Annotated in this window: 17 protein-coding genes; 10 read left to right on the top strand and 7 right to left on the bottom strand. The window is 71.7% G+C overall.

Annotated elements, in window-relative coordinates:
- Window positions 1-117: 117 nt before the first annotated feature.
- Window positions 118-813, bottom strand: coding sequence for a nucleotidyltransferase domain-containing protein (locus AC3EUV_RS13080; protein ID WP_432145536.1), 696 nt, complete (start codon window positions 811-813; stop codon window positions 118-120).
- Window positions 814-1,045: 232 nt separating this feature from the next.
- On the opposite strand from AC3EUV_RS13080, the gene aroH reads away from it, so the two are divergent.
- The 5 genes from aroH (at window position 1,046) to der (ending at window position 5,488) form a co-directional block, all read left to right on the top strand.
- Window positions 1,046-1,408, top strand: coding sequence for a chorismate mutase (aroH, locus tag AC3EUV_RS13075; protein ID WP_042157464.1), 363 nt, complete (start codon window positions 1,046-1,048; stop codon window positions 1,406-1,408).
- Window positions 1,405-2,490 (top strand): prephenate dehydrogenase, encoded by a 1,086-nt coding sequence (locus AC3EUV_RS13070; RefSeq protein WP_432145535.1) that lies wholly within the window; start codon window positions 1,405-1,407, stop codon window positions 2,488-2,490. Before aroH ends, AC3EUV_RS13070 begins: the two co-directional genes overlap by 4 nt.
- An 86-nt stretch (window positions 2,491-2,576) precedes the next feature.
- Window positions 2,577-3,311 (top strand): (d)CMP kinase, encoded by a 735-nt coding sequence (gene cmk / locus AC3EUV_RS13065; protein ID WP_432145534.1) that lies wholly within the window; start codon window positions 2,577-2,579, stop codon window positions 3,309-3,311.
- Window positions 3,308-3,964, top strand: coding sequence for a lysophospholipid acyltransferase family protein (locus AC3EUV_RS13060; protein ID WP_432145533.1), 657 nt, complete (start codon window positions 3,308-3,310; stop codon window positions 3,962-3,964). Before cmk ends, AC3EUV_RS13060 begins: the two co-directional genes overlap by 4 nt.
- A 63-nt stretch (window positions 3,965-4,027) precedes the next feature.
- Window positions 4,028-5,488 carry a ribosome biogenesis GTPase Der gene (der, locus tag AC3EUV_RS13055; protein WP_432145532.1) on the top strand — a complete coding sequence of 487 codons (1,461 nt, stop codon included), beginning with the start codon at window positions 4,028-4,030 and terminating at the stop codon, window positions 5,486-5,488.
- Between the two features lie 26 nt (window positions 5,489-5,514).
- Here der and AC3EUV_RS13050 read toward each other — a convergent pair whose 3' ends face one another.
- Both AC3EUV_RS13050 and AC3EUV_RS13045 read right to left on the bottom strand, forming a co-directional pair.
- Window positions 5,515-5,841, bottom strand: coding sequence for a hypothetical protein (locus AC3EUV_RS13050; protein WP_432145531.1), 327 nt, complete (start codon window positions 5,839-5,841; stop codon window positions 5,515-5,517).
- Between the two features lie 118 nt (window positions 5,842-5,959).
- The gene (locus AC3EUV_RS13045; RefSeq protein ID WP_432145530.1) at window positions 5,960-6,763 is read right to left on the bottom strand and encodes a hypothetical protein; all 804 of its coding nucleotides are present in this window, start codon (window positions 6,761-6,763) and stop codon (window positions 5,960-5,962) included.
- A 284-nt stretch (window positions 6,764-7,047) separates the two neighbouring features.
- Between AC3EUV_RS13045 and AC3EUV_RS13040 the strand changes: the two genes are divergently transcribed.
- On the top strand, window positions 7,048-7,608 hold the full coding sequence (locus AC3EUV_RS13040) for a transglycosylase family protein (protein WP_435602950.1): 561 nt from the start codon (window positions 7,048-7,050) through the stop codon (window positions 7,606-7,608).
- A 28-nt stretch (window positions 7,609-7,636) separates the two neighbouring features.
- On the opposite strand, the gene AC3EUV_RS13035 is transcribed toward AC3EUV_RS13040, so the two are convergent.
- A complete protein-coding gene (locus tag AC3EUV_RS13035; RefSeq protein ID WP_432145528.1) occupies window positions 7,637-8,431 on the bottom strand; it encodes a phytanoyl-CoA dioxygenase family protein in 795 nt (264 codons plus the stop codon).
- A 336-nt stretch (window positions 8,432-8,767) separates the two neighbouring features.
- On the opposite strand from AC3EUV_RS13035, the gene AC3EUV_RS13030 reads away from it, so the two are divergent.
- The 3 genes from AC3EUV_RS13030 (at window position 8,768) to AC3EUV_RS13020 (ending at window position 12,108) form a co-directional block, all read left to right on the top strand.
- The gene (locus AC3EUV_RS13030; protein WP_435602949.1) at window positions 8,768-10,027 is read left to right on the top strand and encodes a glycosyltransferase family 4 protein; all 1,260 of its coding nucleotides are present in this window, start codon (window positions 8,768-8,770) and stop codon (window positions 10,025-10,027) included.
- Window positions 10,024-11,001 (top strand): hypothetical protein, encoded by a 978-nt coding sequence (locus tag AC3EUV_RS13025; RefSeq protein ID WP_435602948.1) that lies wholly within the window; start codon window positions 10,024-10,026, stop codon window positions 10,999-11,001. Before AC3EUV_RS13030 ends, AC3EUV_RS13025 begins: the two co-directional genes overlap by 4 nt.
- Before the next feature lie 72 nt (window positions 11,002-11,073).
- The gene (locus AC3EUV_RS13020; protein ID WP_435602947.1) at window positions 11,074-12,108 is read left to right on the top strand and encodes a helix-turn-helix transcriptional regulator; all 1,035 of its coding nucleotides are present in this window, start codon (window positions 11,074-11,076) and stop codon (window positions 12,106-12,108) included.
- Here the strand turns inward: AC3EUV_RS13020 and ctaD are convergent.
- Window positions 11,999-13,678, bottom strand: a complete 1,680-nt coding sequence (gene ctaD, locus AC3EUV_RS13015; RefSeq protein WP_432145524.1) for an aa3-type cytochrome oxidase subunit I — start codon at window positions 13,676-13,678, stop codon at window positions 11,999-12,001. The genes AC3EUV_RS13020 and ctaD overlap by 110 nt on opposite strands.
- 509 nt (window positions 13,679-14,187) lie before the next feature.
- On the opposite strand from ctaD, the gene AC3EUV_RS13010 reads away from it, so the two are divergent.
- A complete protein-coding gene (locus AC3EUV_RS13010; RefSeq protein WP_018087928.1) occupies window positions 14,188-14,400 on the top strand; it encodes an I78 family peptidase inhibitor in 213 nt (70 codons plus the stop codon).
- 141 nt (window positions 14,401-14,541) lie between these two features.
- Here AC3EUV_RS13010 and AC3EUV_RS13005 read toward each other — a convergent pair whose 3' ends face one another.
- Both AC3EUV_RS13005 and AC3EUV_RS13000 read right to left on the bottom strand, forming a co-directional pair.
- The gene (locus AC3EUV_RS13005; RefSeq protein WP_435602946.1) at window positions 14,542-15,465 is read right to left on the bottom strand and encodes a phosphatase PAP2 family protein; all 924 of its coding nucleotides are present in this window, start codon (window positions 15,463-15,465) and stop codon (window positions 14,542-14,544) included.
- Between the two features lie 352 nt (window positions 15,466-15,817).
- Entirely contained in the window at window positions 15,818-17,011 is a 1,194-nt protein-coding gene (locus AC3EUV_RS13000; RefSeq protein ID WP_435602945.1) for a hypothetical protein, read from the bottom strand.
- Between the last annotated feature and the right edge of the window lie 114 nt (window positions 17,012-17,125).

Here is a 17,125-nt window from a genome sequence, read left to right as displayed (position 1 = left end):
CCCCGACAGCCCCGCGCAGCGGACCGGCCCGCCGCAGGCGCAACGGCGGGTGCTCCGCGCAAGCGGGCAACAAACGGCGAGCAACACCCACGGCGGGAAAGCCAAAAACGTGGGGGCTCAGCCAAGCGCAGAGGCCCGCCTGGCGCGGATCAAGAAGTCCGCCACCCGGGCCCGGTCCGGCTCGGCCGGCAAGGGGGAGCCGGAGACCGCCGCCTCGGCCTCTTCGGACAGGCGGGCCATCCGGCGTTCCACCGTGTTCCAGGGCACCTCGCCGCGGCGGACCGCCAGCAGACGCTCGCGGTCGGGGCCGACGTCCAGCGTGAGCGCACCCGTGCGGAGCAGATCGCGGGAGCAGGCCAGCAGCCGCAGCAGATGCATGGCGTGCTTCCAGCGGGGCGCGCCGTGCTGCCGTACGTCGGCGCGCAGTTGTTTCAGCTGACCGCCGGCGTAGCCGGCGAAGGTGCGGTGGACCTGCCGGGACAGGAACGCCTCGCGCAGCGTGAGCAGTTCCCGGCCGGTGGCGTCGATCCGCTCCACGAGGGGGGAGTGCAGGCATTCCAGGACGGTGGGGTTGGCGCGCAGCGCCAGCTGGCAGAACCGCTCCAGTTCCCAGGAGAACTCCTCCTCGCGCGGTCCCTCCACATGGGTCGGCGGCTTCTCGAAGCCCCAGAACAGCGGGGTGGGGGCGAGGAACACCCCGCGCCGGTCGGTGTCGCTGGTCTCCGTGGCCAGACCGAAGGCGCGCGAGCCCATCACACAGGCGTAGACGGTGTGCTCGGTGACCAGGGAGTGATCTGCGGCGGCTTCGGACATGGCGGCGATTGTCGCTGGCCGGAGGGGGCGGTGTCACCAGGTTTCGGCGGGCCGTTTGCCGGCCGGCCGGGGGCTCGGCCACCGTCGGTGTACGGGCGGTCGCGGGGTGCGCGGACCGCCGTCCCGCGCCGCCGGTTCTGCCGTCGCCGTACGGATTGTCCGTGCGGCTGGTTACGCTGATCAGTGCGCGCACAGGTGCGTGACGCGGCACATAACGCAGGGGAGCAGTGACGTGGCGGTACGAGCGGTCCGCGGGGCCGTCCAGCTGGAGCGGGACGACGCCGAGCACATGCAGGAGCAGGTCGGGGCGCTGCTCACCGCCATTCTGGAGCGCAACGAGCTGCGCGCGGACGACCTGATCAGTGTGTGGTTCACCGCCACCCCCGATCTGCACAGCGACTTCCCGGCCGCCGCCGCGCGGGCCCTGGGCATCACGGACGTCCCGCTGATCTGCGCCCAGGAGCTGGACATCACCGGCGCCATGGAGCGCGTGGTGCGGGTGCTGGCCCATGTCGAGACCGATCTGTCCAGGGCCGGGATCGCCCATGTCTACCTCGGCGCGGCCGGGGCGCTGCGGAAGGACATCGCGCAGTGAGGACCGCACTCGTCATCGGTACGGGCCTGATCGGCACCTCGGCCGCGCTCGCGCTCAATGCGCGGGGTGTGCAGGTGTTCCTGGAGGACCATGACCAGGCCCAGGCCCTGACGGCCGCCGCGTTGGGTGCGGGCACCGCCGAGGCGCCGCCGGGCCCGGTCGATCTGGCCATCGTGGCCGTGCCGCCGGCCCATGTCGCGACGGCGCTGGCGGACGCGATGCGGCGCGGGGTGGCCCGTGCCTACATCGACGTCGCCAGCGTGAAGGGCGGCCCGCGCCGTGAGCTGGAGGCGATGGGCCGCGATCTGACCGGCTACCTCGGCACCCATCCGATGGCGGGCAAGGAGCGCTCCGGCCCGCTGGCCGCCACCGCCGACCTCTTCGAGGGCCGCCCCTGGGTGCTGACCCCGACCCGTGACGGCGACATCGAGGTGCTCAATCTCGCGCTGGAGCTGGTCGCGCTGTGCCGGGCGGTCCCGGTGGTGATGGACGCGGACGCGCACGATCGGGCGGTCGCCCTCGTCTCGCACACCCCGCAGCTGCTCTCCAGCCTGGTCGCCGCCCGCCTCAAGGGCGCCGATGAGACCGCCGTGCGCCTCTGCGGTCAGGGCATCCGGGATGTGACACGGATCGCGGCCTCCGACCCGGCGATGTGGATCGACATCCTGTCCGCGAACCCGGGTCCGGTCGCCGATGTGCTGTCCGAGGTCGCCGCCGATCTCGATGAGACGGTGCGTTCCCTGCGCGCTCTGGAGTCCGCCGACGACGACAAGCGCGGCATCGGCGCCGGGGGCATCGAGGACGTGCTCCGCCGCGGCAACGCCGGGCGGGAGCGGGTGCCGGGCAAGCACGGCGCCGCCCCGGCCGCCTACGAGATCGTCGCTGTCTACATCGGCGACCAGCCCGGTGAGCTGGCCCGGATCTTCGCCGACGCCGGCCGGGCCGGGGTCAATATCGAGGACGTCCGCATCGAGCACGCCACCGGCCAGCAGGCGGGCTTCATCCAGCTCATGGTCGAGCCGCAGGCGGTGCCGGTGCTCACCGCGGAGCTGCGGGAGCGGGGCTGGTCGATCCGGCAGTGACACCGTGGACGGGGCGGTGCGGGTGAGCCAGTAACCTTGTCCGAGGCCCTTATGGCCCTTGGACCCCCGCCCCGTGTACAAGAAAGGTGTTCGTCACCGTGGAAACCGCCGCTCGGACCGCCCCGGCAGCAGTGATTGTCGCCATCGACGGCCCCGCAGGCACGGGCAAGTCCAGCACGTCCAAGGCTGTCGCCGCCAAGCTGGGCCTCGGCTACCTCGACACCGGTGCCCAGTACCGCGCGATCACCTGGTGGATGCTGACCAACGGGATCGACGTCAATGACGCGACCGCGGTGGCCGACGCCGCCGCCAAGCCCGTGATCGTCTCCGGCACCGACCCGGCCGCCCCGACCATCACGGTCGACGGCCTGGACGCCGCGGGCCCGATCCGCACCCAGGAGGTCACCGCCGCGGTCAGCGCGGTCAGCGCCGTCGCCGAGGTACGGACCCTGATCACCGACCTCCAGCGCAGCATCGCCGCCGAGGCGCCGAACGGCATCGTCGTCGAGGGCCGGGACATCGGCATCACCGTCCTGCCCGACGCCGACCTCAAGGTCTTCCTCACCGCCTCCCCCGAGGCGCGGGCGGCCCGCCGCAGCGGCGAGCTCAAGGGCAAGGAGGCCACCGACCTGGCCGCCACCCGCGAGGCGCTGATCAAGCGCGACGCCGCCGACTCCGGCCGCAAGACCTCCCCGCTGGCCAAGGCGGACGACGCCGTCGAGGTCGACACCACCGACCTGACCCTGGAGCAGGTCATCGAGTGTGTGGTCACCCTCATCGAGGGCGCCGGCGCCGAAAAGGCCGGGCGGGTCGCCCGGTGACCGACAGCGGCAGCGCGCCGAGCGCGGCCGGTGCCGCGGTCGGCCGCCGGATCGGCATCGGCCTGATGTACGGGCTGTGGCGGCCGCGGGTGCTGGGCGCCTGGCGGGTGCCGTCCGCCGGCCCGGTGATCCTCGCCGTCAACCACTCGCACGGTATCGACGGCCCGATGCTGATGGGCACCGCGCCACGGCCGGTGCACTTCCTGATCAAGAAGGAAGCCTTCGTCGGCCCGCTGGACCCGTTCCTGCGGGGCATCGGGCAGCTGAAGGTGGACCGCGACACCGCCGACCGCAAGGCGATCACCGACGCCCTCGGCGTGCTGGCGGACGGCGGCGTGCTGGGGATCTTCCCGGAAGGCACCCGCGGCGAGGGCGACTTCGCCTCGCTGCGGGCGGGCCTGGCGTACTTCGCGGTGCGCTCCGGGGCCCCGGTCGTGCCGGTGGCGGTGCTCGGCGGCAAGGACCGGCCCAGCCGGCTGTCGTCGGCCGTGCCGGCGCTGCGCTCCCGTGTGGATGTCGTCTTCGGCGACGCCTTCCAGGCGGGGGACAGTAGCGGGCGGCGCACCCGTAAGGCGCTCGACGAGGCGACCGTACGGATCCAGGAGCGGCTGACCGCCCACCTGGCAGAGGCCAGGCGCCTGACCGGGCGCTGAACCACACTTGAGTAGTGGGCCGCGGACCAGCGGCCCACCGATGATGAACGAGGAACGGACTTCATGAACGACCAGACCCCTACCGGCGACGAGCACGGTGCGCTTGGCGACGCCGAGTACGCGGAGTTCATGGAGCTCGCCGCGGAGGAGGGCTTCGATCTCGAGGAGGTCGAGGGTGACATCGCCGCGGCCGGCCATGGTCCGCTGCCCGTCCTCGCCGTCATCGGCCGCCCCAATGTCGGCAAGTCGACCCTGGTGAACCGCATCATCGGCCGCCGGGAAGCGGTCGTCGAGGACAAGCCGGGCGTCACCCGCGACCGTGTCACCTATGAGGCCGACTGGAACGGCCGCCGCTTCAAGGTCGTCGACACCGGCGGCTGGGAGCAGGACGTCCTCGGCATCGACGCCTCCGTGGCGATGCAGGCCGAGTTCGCCATCGAGGCCGCGGACGCGGTCGTCTTCGTCGTCGACGCCAAGGTCGGCGCGACCGACACCGACGAGGCCGTCGTCAAGCTGCTGCGCCGGGCCGGCAAGCCCGTCGTCCTGGTCGCCAACAAGGTCGACGGCCCGTCGGGCGAGGCCGACGCCGCCATGCTGTGGTCGCTGGGCCTCGGCGAGCCGCACCCGGTCTCCGCGCTGCACGGCCGGGGCACCGGCGACATGCTCGACGCCGCGCTGGAGGCGCTGCCCGAGGCCCCCGCCCAGACCTTCGGCACAGCCCTCGGCGGCCCCCGCCGGATCGCGCTGATCGGCCGCCCGAACGTCGGTAAGTCGTCGCTGCTGAACAAGGTCGCCGGCGAGGAGCGGGTGGTCGTCAACGAGCTGGCCGGCACCACGCGCGACCCGGTCGACGAGATGATCGAACTGGCCGGCAAGACCTGGAAGTTCGTGGACACCGCCGGTATCCGCCGCCGGGTGCACCTCCAGGAAGGCGCCGACTACTACGCCTCGCTGCGCACCGCGGCGGCCGTCGAGAAGGCCGAGGTCGCCGTCGTCCTGATCGACGCGTCCGAGTCCATCAGCGTCCAGGACCAGCGCATCATCACCATGGCCGTGGAGGCCGGCCGCGCCCTGGTCATCGCCTACAACAAGTGGGACACCCTCGACGAGGAGCGCCGCTTCTACCTGGAGCGGGAGATCGAGCGGGACCTCGTGCAGATCCCCTGGGCGATGCGGGTGAACGTCTCCGCGCGCACCGGCCGCCACATGGAGAAGCTGGTCCCGGCGATCGAGACCGCGCTGGCCGGCTGGGAGACCCGGATCCCCACCGGGCGGCTGAACGCCTTCCTCGGTGAGATCGTCGCCTCCCACCCGCACCCGATCCGCGGCGGCAAGCAGCCCCGCATCCTCTTCGGCACCCAGGCGGGCACCAAGCCCCCGCGCTTTGTGCTCTTCGCCTCCGGCTTCCTGGAGGCCGGCTACCGCCGCTTCGTCGAGCGGCGGCTGCGGGAGGAGTTCAGCTTCGACGGGACGCCGATCCACATCTCCGTGCGGGTGCGCGAGAAGCGCAGCAAGAAGAAGTAGCGGCGGATTCCGGCCGGGCGGGCGGCTCAGTGTCCGCGCGGCCGGGAGTCCCGCCGTGCCGGTGGCAGCGCCGCCGGGCCCTGCCGGTAGGGCTGCCGGCTGACCACCTCCCAGTGACCCGGGGAGCCCGGCCGGCTCCAGCTTCCGCGCAGCGCCTCCGGGATCTCCGGCTCGTCCGTACGGTCCCCGGGCAGTGCCCGGAAGCTGCGGCGCCACTCGGCGTACAGCGCGTCATAGATCGGCGTGGCCGAGTCGTGGTCCGCGGTGTGCGTCGTCCCGTGGTCGCGCGACGGGCGCATGCCGGGGATCGGGTGGGTGTACTGGGCGGGAACGGAGGGGTCGTATGCGTGCACGTAGGTGCCAACGACCCTGATGGCCGGGGGATGCGGCTTTCCTGCGGAAATGGCTGATCGCGGGGGCATGACCGGCCGGATCGGCGGTCCTGCCCCCGCGATCGGGACTGCGGGAAGGTCAGGTGCCGGCCAGCGGGATCTCCGCGGCGACCAGGGCGCCCTTCGCCGCGGCGTCCTCCAGGGCCTGCCGCATCAGGTCCTCGCGGGGCTGGTGGCCGATGGTGCCGGCGGGCGCGGCGTACAGCACCACGGACTGCGCCTTGTTGGCCGCGGTGCGCCAGCCGTCCGAGACGGCCAGCGGCTGGTGGGCCTGCCACCAGGCGGACTGCTGGCCGGAGTTGCCCGGCTGGAGGACGGCGTGCAGCTTGCCCATGGCCAGCAGCGCGGACCAGCCCTGGTTCGGGCCGGGGAGCTGGTTCATGTCCGTCACCGGGTGGAAGCCCTGCTCCAGGAGCAGCGGCAGGAAGTCGTCGTCCGGGCCGGCCGAGCCGGGACGGGCGATCGGACCGTCGGGCTCGACCACCAGGGCCGGGCGCAGATCGGCCTCGACGAGCACCAGGCCGCAGGTGATACCGAGGGTCGCCTGGCGGGGCGCGGTGGGAACCGGGACGGCCGGCTGCGATCCGGGGGTGCGGGGGGCGGCGTCCTCTCCGGTGATGGAGCGCACGGCTCCCTGGAGCTGCTCCTCCGAGACCGGGACGACCTGCGAGGGGATGCAGGTGGCATGGGCGAACGCGAGCACCGCGGTCTCCTCGCCCACGAACAGGACGGTGCTGGTGCGCTCCTGGTCGCTGTCTCCGGGGGTCCGGCAGGAGGTGCAGTCGTAGCTGCCGGGGGCGTCGCCACCGGCCAGCAGGCGGTCGGCTTCTTCGTCGCCGATCTCGGCGCGAACGTCGTCGCTGACGTCGAGCATGCGCGGCACGGGTGGCTCCTCGATCTCTGTGCGTCTGCCGGGTGGTCTCCCGGCTCGTACAAGGACAACGGGTGACCTGCGGCAGGAGTCACGCGAGGACGGGAACAGAATCGAACCAATCGCCGCACAGCGGAAAATCACGGAAAGCCGCCCCACAAGCGGTCACTTAATGCCAACTCTTGCGCAGAACTTGGCGCAGTCGGCGGCGTTCCGTACGCCGGACCGGGTGGGACCGGGACGCCGAGGGCGTGGCACGCTGGTCAGCGACGGAGGCCTGCTTACCGTCACCGGCTATGTCGGACAACTCTTCGGCGCCACGGCGCCTCGTGGGATCCGTCGGGCTGCTCACCGCGGCGGCCGCTGCCCTGGTCCTGGGCCTGTCCGGGGGCGCCGTCGCCGACGGGCCGGACGGCCCCGGCAAGGGCTCGCACACCTGCGCCGGTGACCAGTGGCCATGGGGCTGCCTCGCCGAGTGCGAGAGCAGCGGTGACTGGCACATCAACACCGGTAACTCCTTCTACGGCGGGCTCCAGTTCCACCAGCCCACCTGGGAGGAGTTCGGCGGCCTGGCCTTCGCGCGACGGGCCGACCTCGCCTCCCGTGAGGAGCAGATCGAGATCGCGAAGAAGGTCCAGGCCGCCCAGGGCTGGGGCGCCTGGCCGGAGTGCGCCCGGCGCTACGGGCTGACCGCCAAGAGCCGGACCCATGTCGTACGGCGTGGGGAGACGCTCGGCGAGATCGCGCGCAAGTACCGGGTGAAGGGCGGCTGGCAGGCGCTCTACACGGCCAACCGGTCGACCATCGGCCAGAACCCGAACCGGCTGTCCATCGGCACCCGGCTGCGGCTCCCCTAGGAGGGCCCGGACGGCCGGCCCGACGGCGTCAGGAGCCGAGACCGCGCCGAATGGCGAGCTCCACCGGTGAGTAGTCCCCGTCGGGCCGTTCGATCCTGGGGTCCGCACCCGGCCGGGGGAGCAGCGGCGGCTGGGCCATGAAGCGGGGCTCGGTGCCCTGGTGGGGCTGGGCGGCGTGCACGAGGAAAGGGTGACAGAGGTAGACGTCACCGGCGCGGCCGGTGGCCAGGGAGAGCGGGCGGTGCTCGGTGGCGGGCACGGCGCGCGCGGCGAGGTCCATGAAGGACAGCCCGGCCTCGCCCTCGGGTCCCAGGAGCGCGGCGACGTCCAGATGGGAGCCGGCACGGATGCGGGTGGGCGCGTCGTCCTCCCCCACGTCGGACATCAGGAACAGCATCAGCAGCCAGCGGCCCTTGGACGCGGCGTTCACCCGGTAGGACAGGAAGTCGGCGGGATCGTCCCCCGGAAAGCTCGCGTCGATGTGCCAGCCGTCGTCGCCCGGTGCGTCGTCGCTGCGGAACCGCACCGGGAACGTGCCGAGGTCGCCGCGCGGCGCCCAGCGGCCCGGTCCGGCGAGCGCGTCGTACGCGGCGCGCAGCCGGGGCGTATTGACGGCGGCCCGGAAGGGTTCCTGCCCGTAGAAGCCGAGCCGTACGACGGGGTCCTTCCAGGTCGCCGGATCGCCGGGCTCACCCGGGATGTCCCGCCACATGATCTCCCGGCACTCCGCCGCGACTTCGGGTGCGAACGCGCCCTCCACGCGGAGAAAGCCCTGCTCCACGAATGCGGAGACGGCGGTGTCATCGATGGTTGATTCACTCATGGGGCCAGCGTGACGCGGGGGAGGGGTGGTGGCCAGCGATTTTCCTGGTGCGCCGCCGGTGCGGGAGCGGGTGAGGACGCCGGGCCGGGGTGAGCGGCGCTCGGCGGATGCCGCCGGTTCCTGCGGGGTGGAGGGGATTTGTGGCCCGTGGGTTCCATGGGGCAGCTACCGATGAACTAACACTTTTGGAACAAGTTGGCGAAAGGCCCAACTGGGATCTCCGTTCCGCCGTCCTTTCCTGGTGAAGGGGGCCGCCTCGCACCATGCAGGAGGGGAGTGCGAAGTGGCCCAGGGGGAGACCAGGCAGGACCGGAAGACCAGGGGACACGGGGACGGATGCACATCTCATTCCTGATTCACAATGCCTACGGCATCGGGGGGACGATCCGGACGACGTTCAATCTGGCCCGGACGCTCGCCGAACGGCATGACGTCGAGATCGTGTCCGTGCTGCGCCACCGCGACGACCCGGTCTTCGACCTGGGTTCCCGTGTTTCGCTGCGGCATCTCGTGGACCTCAGGGAGAACAGCCCGGGCCACGACGGAGCGGATCCCGAACACGCCCGTCCCGCGAGGGTCTTCCCCGCCGCCGAGGGCCGCTACGACCAGTACAGCGAGCTCACCGACCGCCGGATCGCCCAGCATCTGCGCCGGACGGAGGCGGACGTGCTGGTCGGCACCCGGCCCGGCCTCAATGTGCACATCGCCAAGCAGGCGCGCCGCGGCCCGGTGCGGATCGGCCAGGAGCACCTCACCCTGGACACCCACAACCGGGCGCTCAAACTGGCGCTGCGCGGCGCCTATCCGCGCCTCGACGCGGTCACCACCGTCACCGAGGCCGATGCCGGCGCCTACCGCCGGCAGCTGCGGCTGCCCGGTGTGCGCGTCGAGGCGGTGCCCAACAGCGTGCCGGCGCCCGCTGTCGCGCCCGCCGACGGCAGCGGCAAGTGGGTCGTCGCGGCCGGCCGGCTCGCCCGCGTCAAGCGCTATGACGTGCTCATACGTGCCTTCGCCCAGGTCGCCGCCGAGCGTCCCGACTGGCGGCTGCGGATCTACGGCGGCGGCGCCGAGAAAGCCACGCTGCGCGCCCTGATCGACGAACTCGGCCTGTACAACCACGTCTTCCTGATGGGCCCGGCCAACCCTCTGGAGCCGGAGTGGGCCAAGGGCTCGATCGCCGCGGTCTCCTCCAGCCTGGAGTCCTTCGGGATGACCATCGTCGAGGCCATGCGCTGCGGTCTGCCGGTCGTCGCCACCAACTGCCCGCACGGGCCGGGCGAGATCATCGACGACGGGGTGGACGGCAAGCTGGTGCCGGTCGGCAATCCGGAGGCGCTGGCCGGCTCGCTGCTGACGCTGATCAACGACGATGCCGCCCGCAAGCGGATGGGTGTGGCCGCGCTGGCCTCGTCGGCGCGCTTCGACCCCGCCACGGTCGCCGGGCGCTATGAGGCGCTCTTCGGGGAGCTGCTCGCCCGCAGGCGCGACAGCCGATGGCACAGCGGCCTGCATCGCGCCCGCGGAGCCCTGCTCAGCGGCGCCTACGCCACCAAGGACGCGGCCCGCGCCGCCATGAGAGGGGTGCGGACGGTATGACGGCGTCGAGCCAGTTGACCGTGACCGGACACGAGACGAAGGAGTCCTCCGCCATCGATCAGGAACCCATGGCTCCGGTGAGCACCGGGCCCGAGGGTCCCGGACGGCCGGGCGAGCGGGGTGGCGAAGCGGCTCCGGTGGAGCTGCGGGCCGACTGCATCGCGGACTGCGCGGGCGGCCTCACCTTCGACCTGAACGCCCCTCAGGACACCCACACCACCTGGAGCGCGGCGCTGGTACTGCGGCTGCGCGGCGGTGACGGCGCGGACGACGAGGTACGGCTGCCGCTCGGGCCGAACGGCGCCGGCCGGCTGCGCGCCGTACTGCCCAGCACCGTCGCGCTCGCCGAGGGCCGCTGGAACGCCTACGCCGACCTCGGCGACGGCCGGGACCCCCGGCGTCTGCTGCCCGGCGTCAACGATCTGCGGTCGCTGGTGGACCGTCGGCCGCTGGCGGGCATCGGCCGGCTCGGGGTGCGCATCCCGTATGCGACGAAGTTCGGCAACCTCGCCCTGCGCAGCTGGCTGCGCGGCCCGCACGCCGAGGCCGGGGACATCCTTGTCGCACCCGACGGCCTGACGGTCTCCGGCCGGCTCTACGGTGCCGTCCCGGCCGCCGGCGCCCGTGCGGAGGCCCGTGCGCGCCGTAATCCGTCGGCCCCGGGCACGGCACCGGCCCCCGTCACCGCCCCGCTGACCGTCGACGGCGCGGACTTCACCTTCACGCTGCCCTACGCGGAACTGGCCGGCCGGTGGGAGCACGGTAGCGAGCCGTGGGACCTGTGGCTGCGGCTCGCCGACGGTGCCCGGCCGGTGCGGATCGCCCGCCTCCTGGATGATGTCGCCGACAAGAAGCAGGTGTTCACCTACCCGGCGCTGCCGGTGCCGGCCGCCGCGGGCGAGCTCAGGATCGGCCCGTATTACACGTTCGACAACGACCTGGCCCTACGGGTCGCCGGGCCGGCCGAGGACTGACGGAGCACCGGCTGCGATCCCGGTCCCGTATTGAGGACCGCAGCTGTCCGCAAAGGCTGCGAAACTCGGGCCATGTTGGAGACCTCGGCACGTCTGCTCCGCCTGCTCTCCCTGCTACAGGCCCACCGGGAGTGGTCCGGCGCGGAGCTCGCCGACCGGCTCGATGTCACCCCGCGCACGGTGCGCCGGGACATCGACCGGCTGCGCGAGCTGGGCTACCCCGTCCACTCCGCGCCGGGGACGGCCGGCGGCTACCGGCTCGGCGCGGGCGCCGAACTTCCGCCGCTGCTGCTGGACGACGACGAGGCGGTGGCGGTCGCGGTCGGGCTGCGCACCGCGGCGGCCGGTGGTGTCGACGGCATCGAGGAGGCGTCCGTACGGGCGCTGGCGAAGCTGGAGCAGGTGCTGCCGCACCGGCTGCGGCGCCGGGTCGGGGCGCTGACCGCCTTCACCGTGCCGATCCTCGACGCGGGCGGGCCCCGGGTGGATCCGCACACCCTCACCGAGCTCGCGCACGCCTGCCGGGACAGCCAGCGGCTCCGCTTCGACTACACCACCCATGACGGCACGGCCTCCCGCCGCACCGTGGAACCGCTCCGCCTGGTCTGCGCCCGGCGCCACTGGTACCTCGTCGCCTGGGACGTGGACCGCGACGACTGGCGCACCTACCGTGCCGACCGCCTCACCCCCACCCCGCCGCACGGCCCGCGCTTCGAGCCCCGTACGCCACCGGCCGAGGACCTCGCCGCCTATGTCTCCCAGGGCATCTCCACCCGGGCGTACGCGACCCGGGCCACCGTGCTGCTGCATGCCTCCCTGGAGGAGGCCGCGGCCCGGATCAGCCCCGCGGCCGGGGTGCTCGAAGCGGTCGACGAGCAGCACTGTCTGCTGCGCACCGGGGCGCACAGCCTCGACCTGATGGTGCTGCACATCGTGCTGACCGGCTTCGACTTCGAGGTCCGTGAGCCGCCGGAACTGCTCGGCAAGGTACGGGAGGTCAGGGACCGGCTGGATCGGGCGCTGGTACCACCACCGGCTGCTTCCCCACCTCCGGGTGGTGCAGATCGAAAGCGGGGGACTCGGAGCGGATCCTCGGCAGGGTCGTGAAGTTGTGCCGGGGCGGCGGTGAGGAGGTCGCCCACTCCAGGGACCGGCCGAAGCCCCAGGGGTCGTCCACGGTGATCCTGGCGCCGTAGTGGGTGGTCTTCCAGACGTTGTAGAGGAAGGGCAGCGTGGACAGCCCGAGCAGGAAGGAGCCGATGGTGGAGAAGGAGTTCAGGGCCGTGAAGCCGTCGGCGGCCAGATAGTCGGCGTACCGCCGGGGCATGCCCTCCACGCCCAGCCAGTGCTGGACGAGGAAGGTGGTGTGAAAGCCGACGAACAGCGTCCAGAAATGGATCTTTCCCAGGCGCTCGTCGAGCATCTTGCCGGTGAATTTCGGCCACCAGAAGTAGAAGCCCGCGTAGGTGGCGAAGACGACCGTCCCGAAGACGACGTAGTGGAAGTGGCCGACGACGAAGTACGAGTCGGTGACGTGGAAGTCCATCGGCGGTGAGGCCAGGATGACGCCGGTCAGCCCGCCGAACAGAAAGCTCACCAGGAACCCGATCGACCAGAGCATCGGCGTCTCGAACGACACCGAGCCGTGCCACATGGTGCCGATCCAGTTGAAGAACTTCACCCCGGTCGGCGCCGCGATCAGGAACGACATGATGGAGAAGAACGGCAGCAGCACCGCCCCGGTCACGAACATGTGGTGCGCCCAGACCATCACCGACAGCGCCGTGATGGCCATCGTCGCGCCGATCAGCATGACGTAGCCGAAGATCGGCTTGCGGGAGAAGACCGGGATGATCTCCGTGATGATGCCGAAGAACGGCAGCGCGATGATGTAGACCTCGGGATGGCCGAAGAACCAGAACAGGTGCTGCCACAGCAGTGCCCCGCCCCACTGCGCGTTGAAGACCACCGCCCCGAACTGCCGGTCCGCCTCCAGCACCAGCAGCGCGGCCGCCAGCACCGGGAAGGCCATCAGCACCAGGATCGACGTGAAGAGCACGTTCCAGGTGAACACCGGCATCCGGAACATCGTCATGCCGGGCGCCCGCAGCACGATGATCGTGGTGATGAAGTTGACGGCACCGAGGATCGTGCCGAATCCGGCGAGCGCCAGCCCCATGATCCACATATCGGCGCCGATGCCGGGGGAGCGGACCATCGAGTTGAGCGGGGCATAGGCCGTCCACCCGAAGGCCGGGCCGCCGAACGGGGTGAGGAAGCTGCCCAGCACGATCAGCCCGCCGAAGAGGAAGAGCCAGTACGAGAGCATGTTCAGCCGTGGGAAGGCCACATCGGGGGAGCCGATCTGAAGCGGCATGATCTCGTTCGCGAAACCGGCGAACGCGGGGGTGGCGAACAGCAGCAGCATGATCGTGCCGTGCATGGTCACCGCCTGGTTGAACTGCTCGGCGTCGATGATCTGGAGCCCGGGACGGGCCAGTTCGGCGCGCATCACCATCGCCAGCAGACCGCCCACCAGGAAGAACCCGAACGCGGTGATCAGGTAGAGGTGCCCGATCTTCTTGTGGTCGGTGGTGGTCAGCCAGTCCACCAGCACCGAGCCGGGGCGCCGCGCCCTGGGGGGCCGGATGTGCGCCCGGTCGGTGTCCGTAACCATCCGCTGCACCTCGTTCGTCGAAGGTGGACTGGGGCCCGGCACATGATGCTCGCGCGGGGGACCCAGGGCGAGAGGGCGCTCCGGTCCGTTCCGGTGGCATCCGGCGGGGCGGTGGGCGGCGGGGCCGGGAGGCCGCGGGGCCCGGTAAGCGGGGCGATGGGCGATGTGCGGAAAATGTGTGTGGAGTGTGTCTCGTTGGCCAATTTCCGGTCGGCCGATAAACGGCGCCGGGTAATGCAAATCCGGAACTGACGGGGGATTGTTTTCGGACGGCGCGTCGCGTTGACTGGACTGACTGCGTCCGTTCCGTCTTCGATCAAGGCGGAATTCCGGCCGATTAATTTTCCACCCGGTTGCGCCGTCACGCGGCGCGTACGGGTGACGGAAGTTCCGGCAAACGCGCGAACGTTCGCTGTGACACAAGTGTGACCAATGCCGGACCGGGAAGTCACCGGGGCGTGCGAGGGCGGCCCTTCCACGGGCCGTCGCGGACGCCTACGGTGGCTGTCATGGACGTACCGAACCTCCCCGACAACCCCCAGGACGACATCGAGGCGTATGTCGGCCTCGCGCAGCAGGACGCCGAGGAGCAGGCGAGAGCGCGCGGCTGGACCACCGTCCGCTCGCTGCCGCCGGGCGCGATCATCACGATGGAGTACCTGGCCGGCCGGCTCAACTTCGAGGTCAAGGACGGCGAGGTGCACCGCACCTGGCAGGGCTGACCGCAGCTGGCGACGACGAAGGCCCCGGCCGCTCCCAGGAGCGGCCGGGGCCTTCGGTGCGGGGTGAGGTGTGTGCGTACCGGCCCCGCGGCTGGTGGGGCGGTCAGCCGCTCCCGTTGCGGCCGCGCCCGGACGTCGGGCTCAGCGGCGTGGTGCGCGGTCCGCGTGCGGCGGCCGCCGGCTGCCCGACGGGGTGGCCGGCGTGCGCTCCGAGCGGATGGAATACGGGCGCGACGGGTGGTGCGGCCAGCCGTCCGGGGTGTGCCCGGTGGCCGAGCGGCCGCCCGTCCCGGCGGAGATCGTCTCGCGTACGAGGACCTCGCCGTCGGAGGAGATGCGCTGCCGGGAGACTCCGGCCGGCGCGCCGGCCGGCAGCGGGCCGCGCAGCGAATCGGGGCGCAGTCGCAGCCACAGCCGCAGCAGGATGCCCATCAGACGGTCCTCGAACCAGGTGATCGCGGGCTCCAGCCAGGGCATCGCCAGCAGCACCAGCAGCCCCGCGGCCCAGCCGAGCAGCACATCGCTGACCCAGTGCGTCCCGAGGTAGACGGTGGTCATGCCGACGCCCAGCGCGCCCAGCGCGGCGATCAGCGACAGCGTGCGGCGGCGCAGCGAGGTGGTCGCCAGGTAGGCCAGCACACCCCAGGTGACCACGGCGTTCGCGGTGTGACCCGAGGGGAATATGTCGCCGTCGAGCCACATCTCGTTGGCGCCGACCACGGTCGCGTAGTGCGGGCCGAGCCGGCCCATGCTGAGCTTGGCGGCGCCCACGGTGATGTTCAGCAGCAGCAGTGAGGCGCCGAGCACCAGCAGCGGGTGGAGGTTGCGCTGCCGCCAGCAGCGCCAGCCCAGCCAGGCGGCCACCGCCACCGCGGTCGGTCCGCGCTGCCCCAGCACCACGAAGTAGTCGAGGAAGGCATGGATCTCCGGCCACTGCTTGTAGGGCCGGAAGAACATGACCTGCCAGTCGAACGTGACCAGCCATGAAGTGGCCAGCACCCCGGCCACGATCGCGAAATAGACCGCCAGGGTGCCCCAGAACAGCCACATGCGGGTTCTGGTCATGCTGGGAGGTCGAACGCGATCGGTGGGGCGCTCCTCCATCTGGTCGAGCTTGTCATCGGTACGCACTCAATCGACGTTACCGCGTGTGATGTAGGTGCTTGGTCAAACTGTGCGCTTTGTAATGACGATGTGATGTGGAATGTGTCTCAATCGAGGCTTCGCCACAGGGATTTGGAAGCGAATTCCCGGCGATTCTCAAACGGCTCCCCGCATGCGCGTGTCGTCACCCTGAGCGCCTTATCTGCTTTTCCCCTCCGGGGTTTATCGGCTATTCGCTCACGGGTCGCGTGACGTTTCCCCGCGCAGCCCTCACGGAACGGACTCACTCGGTCACGTGGAGTAGCGGCGCGGGTCATGGCGGGCCCGAACCGTTCAGCCAGAACGCCCCGTAGACCGCGGAGCCCGCCGCCGCCACCGCGACGATCAGCCAGGTCCACACCGGGCGTCTTCGCGCGAGCGCCGCCGCCAGGGGGAGCAGCAGCGGGTAGGCCGGCAGCATCAGCCGGGGCTTGGACCCGAAGTAGCCCTTGGCGGTCAGCGCGAGCAGCAGCACCGCCCCGCCGTAGACCGCCAGCGGCAGCGGCTGCCCCTGCCGGATCCCGTACACGTAGAGCCAGATCACCAGCCCGACGCCGGTGACCAGTGCGAGTCCGGCCGCGAATGCGGGCCCCGACAGCTGGTGCCACACGAAGGAGCCGAACGCGAGCCCCCCGTCGAAGCCGTTGCCCCAGCCTTCCTGGACGTCCAGATAGCCGCGGAACGAGCCCTGCCGCGCCCCGACCCACAGGAAGAAGCCGCACCAGCCGAGCGGCGCGAGCAGCACACCGGGCAGCATCCCCGGGTGCCGGCGCGGCGCCCCGCGCAGCCCTGCCCCGCCGGCCCGCTCCCGCCACAGCGTCACCGCCGCGGTGAGCCACACGGCCGCCACCACCGCCGCGCCCACCGGCCGGGTCAGCCCGGCCAGCGAGGCCAGTGCCCCCGCCCACAGCCAGCGCCCGGTCAGCACGGCGTACACACTCCAGGCCGCGAGCGCGGTGAACAGCGCCTCCGAGTACGCCATCGACTGCACGATCCCGACCGGCAGCGCGGCCCACAGCGCCGCGAGCGCGACCCCGGCCCGCGGCCCGTGCAGCCGCTCCCCGGTCGCGTACAGCGCCCAGGCCGCACCCAGCGACGTCAGCCAGGCCACCAGCAGTCCCGCGTCGGCGGGTGACAGCGGAGTGAGCGCCGACAGTCCGCGCTCCAGCCAGGGGAGCAGCGGGAAGAAGGCCAGGTTGGAGTGCACCTCGCCGTTGGCCAGCGTGACGGTGTAGCCGTAGCCCTGCTCGGCGACCCGGGTGTACCAGAGCGCGTCCCAGCGGGCGGCCAGCAGGGTGTGCCAGTTCTTGCCGTCGGCCGCCGACCAGAGGGCGAGGGTCACGATGCCCAGCAGCCGGATCGCCGCATACGCCAGCAGCGCGGGCGCGGCCCGGCGCAGCGCGGCCCGTACGACGGATCCGTCGTACGGGGTCCGGCCGGGAACGGCGGCGGAGGCAAGATCGTTCATCGGGACGATTATCCAGGTGGCCGAAGAACGACTGCCGACGGCAGGTGGGGGAACGCATGGCGCTGCGATGAGCGTCTCATCGTGAGGTGAGCCACGCGGCACGCCACGGGACTC

The organism is Streptomyces sp. bgisy130, from assembly GCF_057708345.1.
This window is presented reverse-complemented; position numbering and strand designations above follow the sequence as displayed.

Bases quoted from the DNA above. Each gene is read 5' to 3' on its own strand.
- der (WP_432145532.1), top strand. From the start codon at position 4,028: ATGAACGACCAGACCCCTACCGGCGACGAGCACGGTGCGCTTGGCGAC.
- AC3EUV_RS13010 (WP_018087928.1), top strand. From the start codon at position 14,188: ATGGACGTACCGAACCTCCCCGACAACCCCCAGGACGACATCGAGGCG.
- AC3EUV_RS13030 (WP_435602949.1), top strand. From the start codon at position 8,768: ATGCACATCTCATTCCTGATTCACAATGCCTACGGCATCGGGGGGACG.
- AC3EUV_RS13035 (WP_432145528.1), bottom strand. From the start codon at position 8,431: ATGAGTGAATCAACCATCGATGACACCGCCGTCTCCGCATTCGTGGAG.
- AC3EUV_RS13020 (WP_435602947.1), top strand. From the start codon at position 11,074: ATGTTGGAGACCTCGGCACGTCTGCTCCGCCTGCTCTCCCTGCTACAG.
- AC3EUV_RS13005 (WP_435602946.1), bottom strand. From the start codon at position 15,465: ATGACCAGAACCCGCATGTGGCTGTTCTGGGGCACCCTGGCGGTCTAT.
- AC3EUV_RS13040 (WP_435602950.1), top strand. From the start codon at position 7,048: ATGTCGGACAACTCTTCGGCGCCACGGCGCCTCGTGGGATCCGTCGGG.
- AC3EUV_RS13025 (WP_435602948.1), top strand. From the start codon at position 10,024: ATGACGGCGTCGAGCCAGTTGACCGTGACCGGACACGAGACGAAGGAG.
- AC3EUV_RS13000 (WP_435602945.1), bottom strand. From the start codon at position 17,011: ATGAACGATCTTGCCTCCGCCGCCGTTCCCGGCCGGACCCCGTACGAC.
- AC3EUV_RS13080 (WP_432145536.1), bottom strand. From the start codon at position 813: ATGTCCGAAGCCGCCGCAGATCACTCCCTGGTCACCGAGCACACCGTC.
- ctaD (WP_432145524.1), bottom strand. From the start codon at position 13,678: ATGGTTACGGACACCGACCGGGCGCACATCCGGCCCCCCAGGGCGCGG.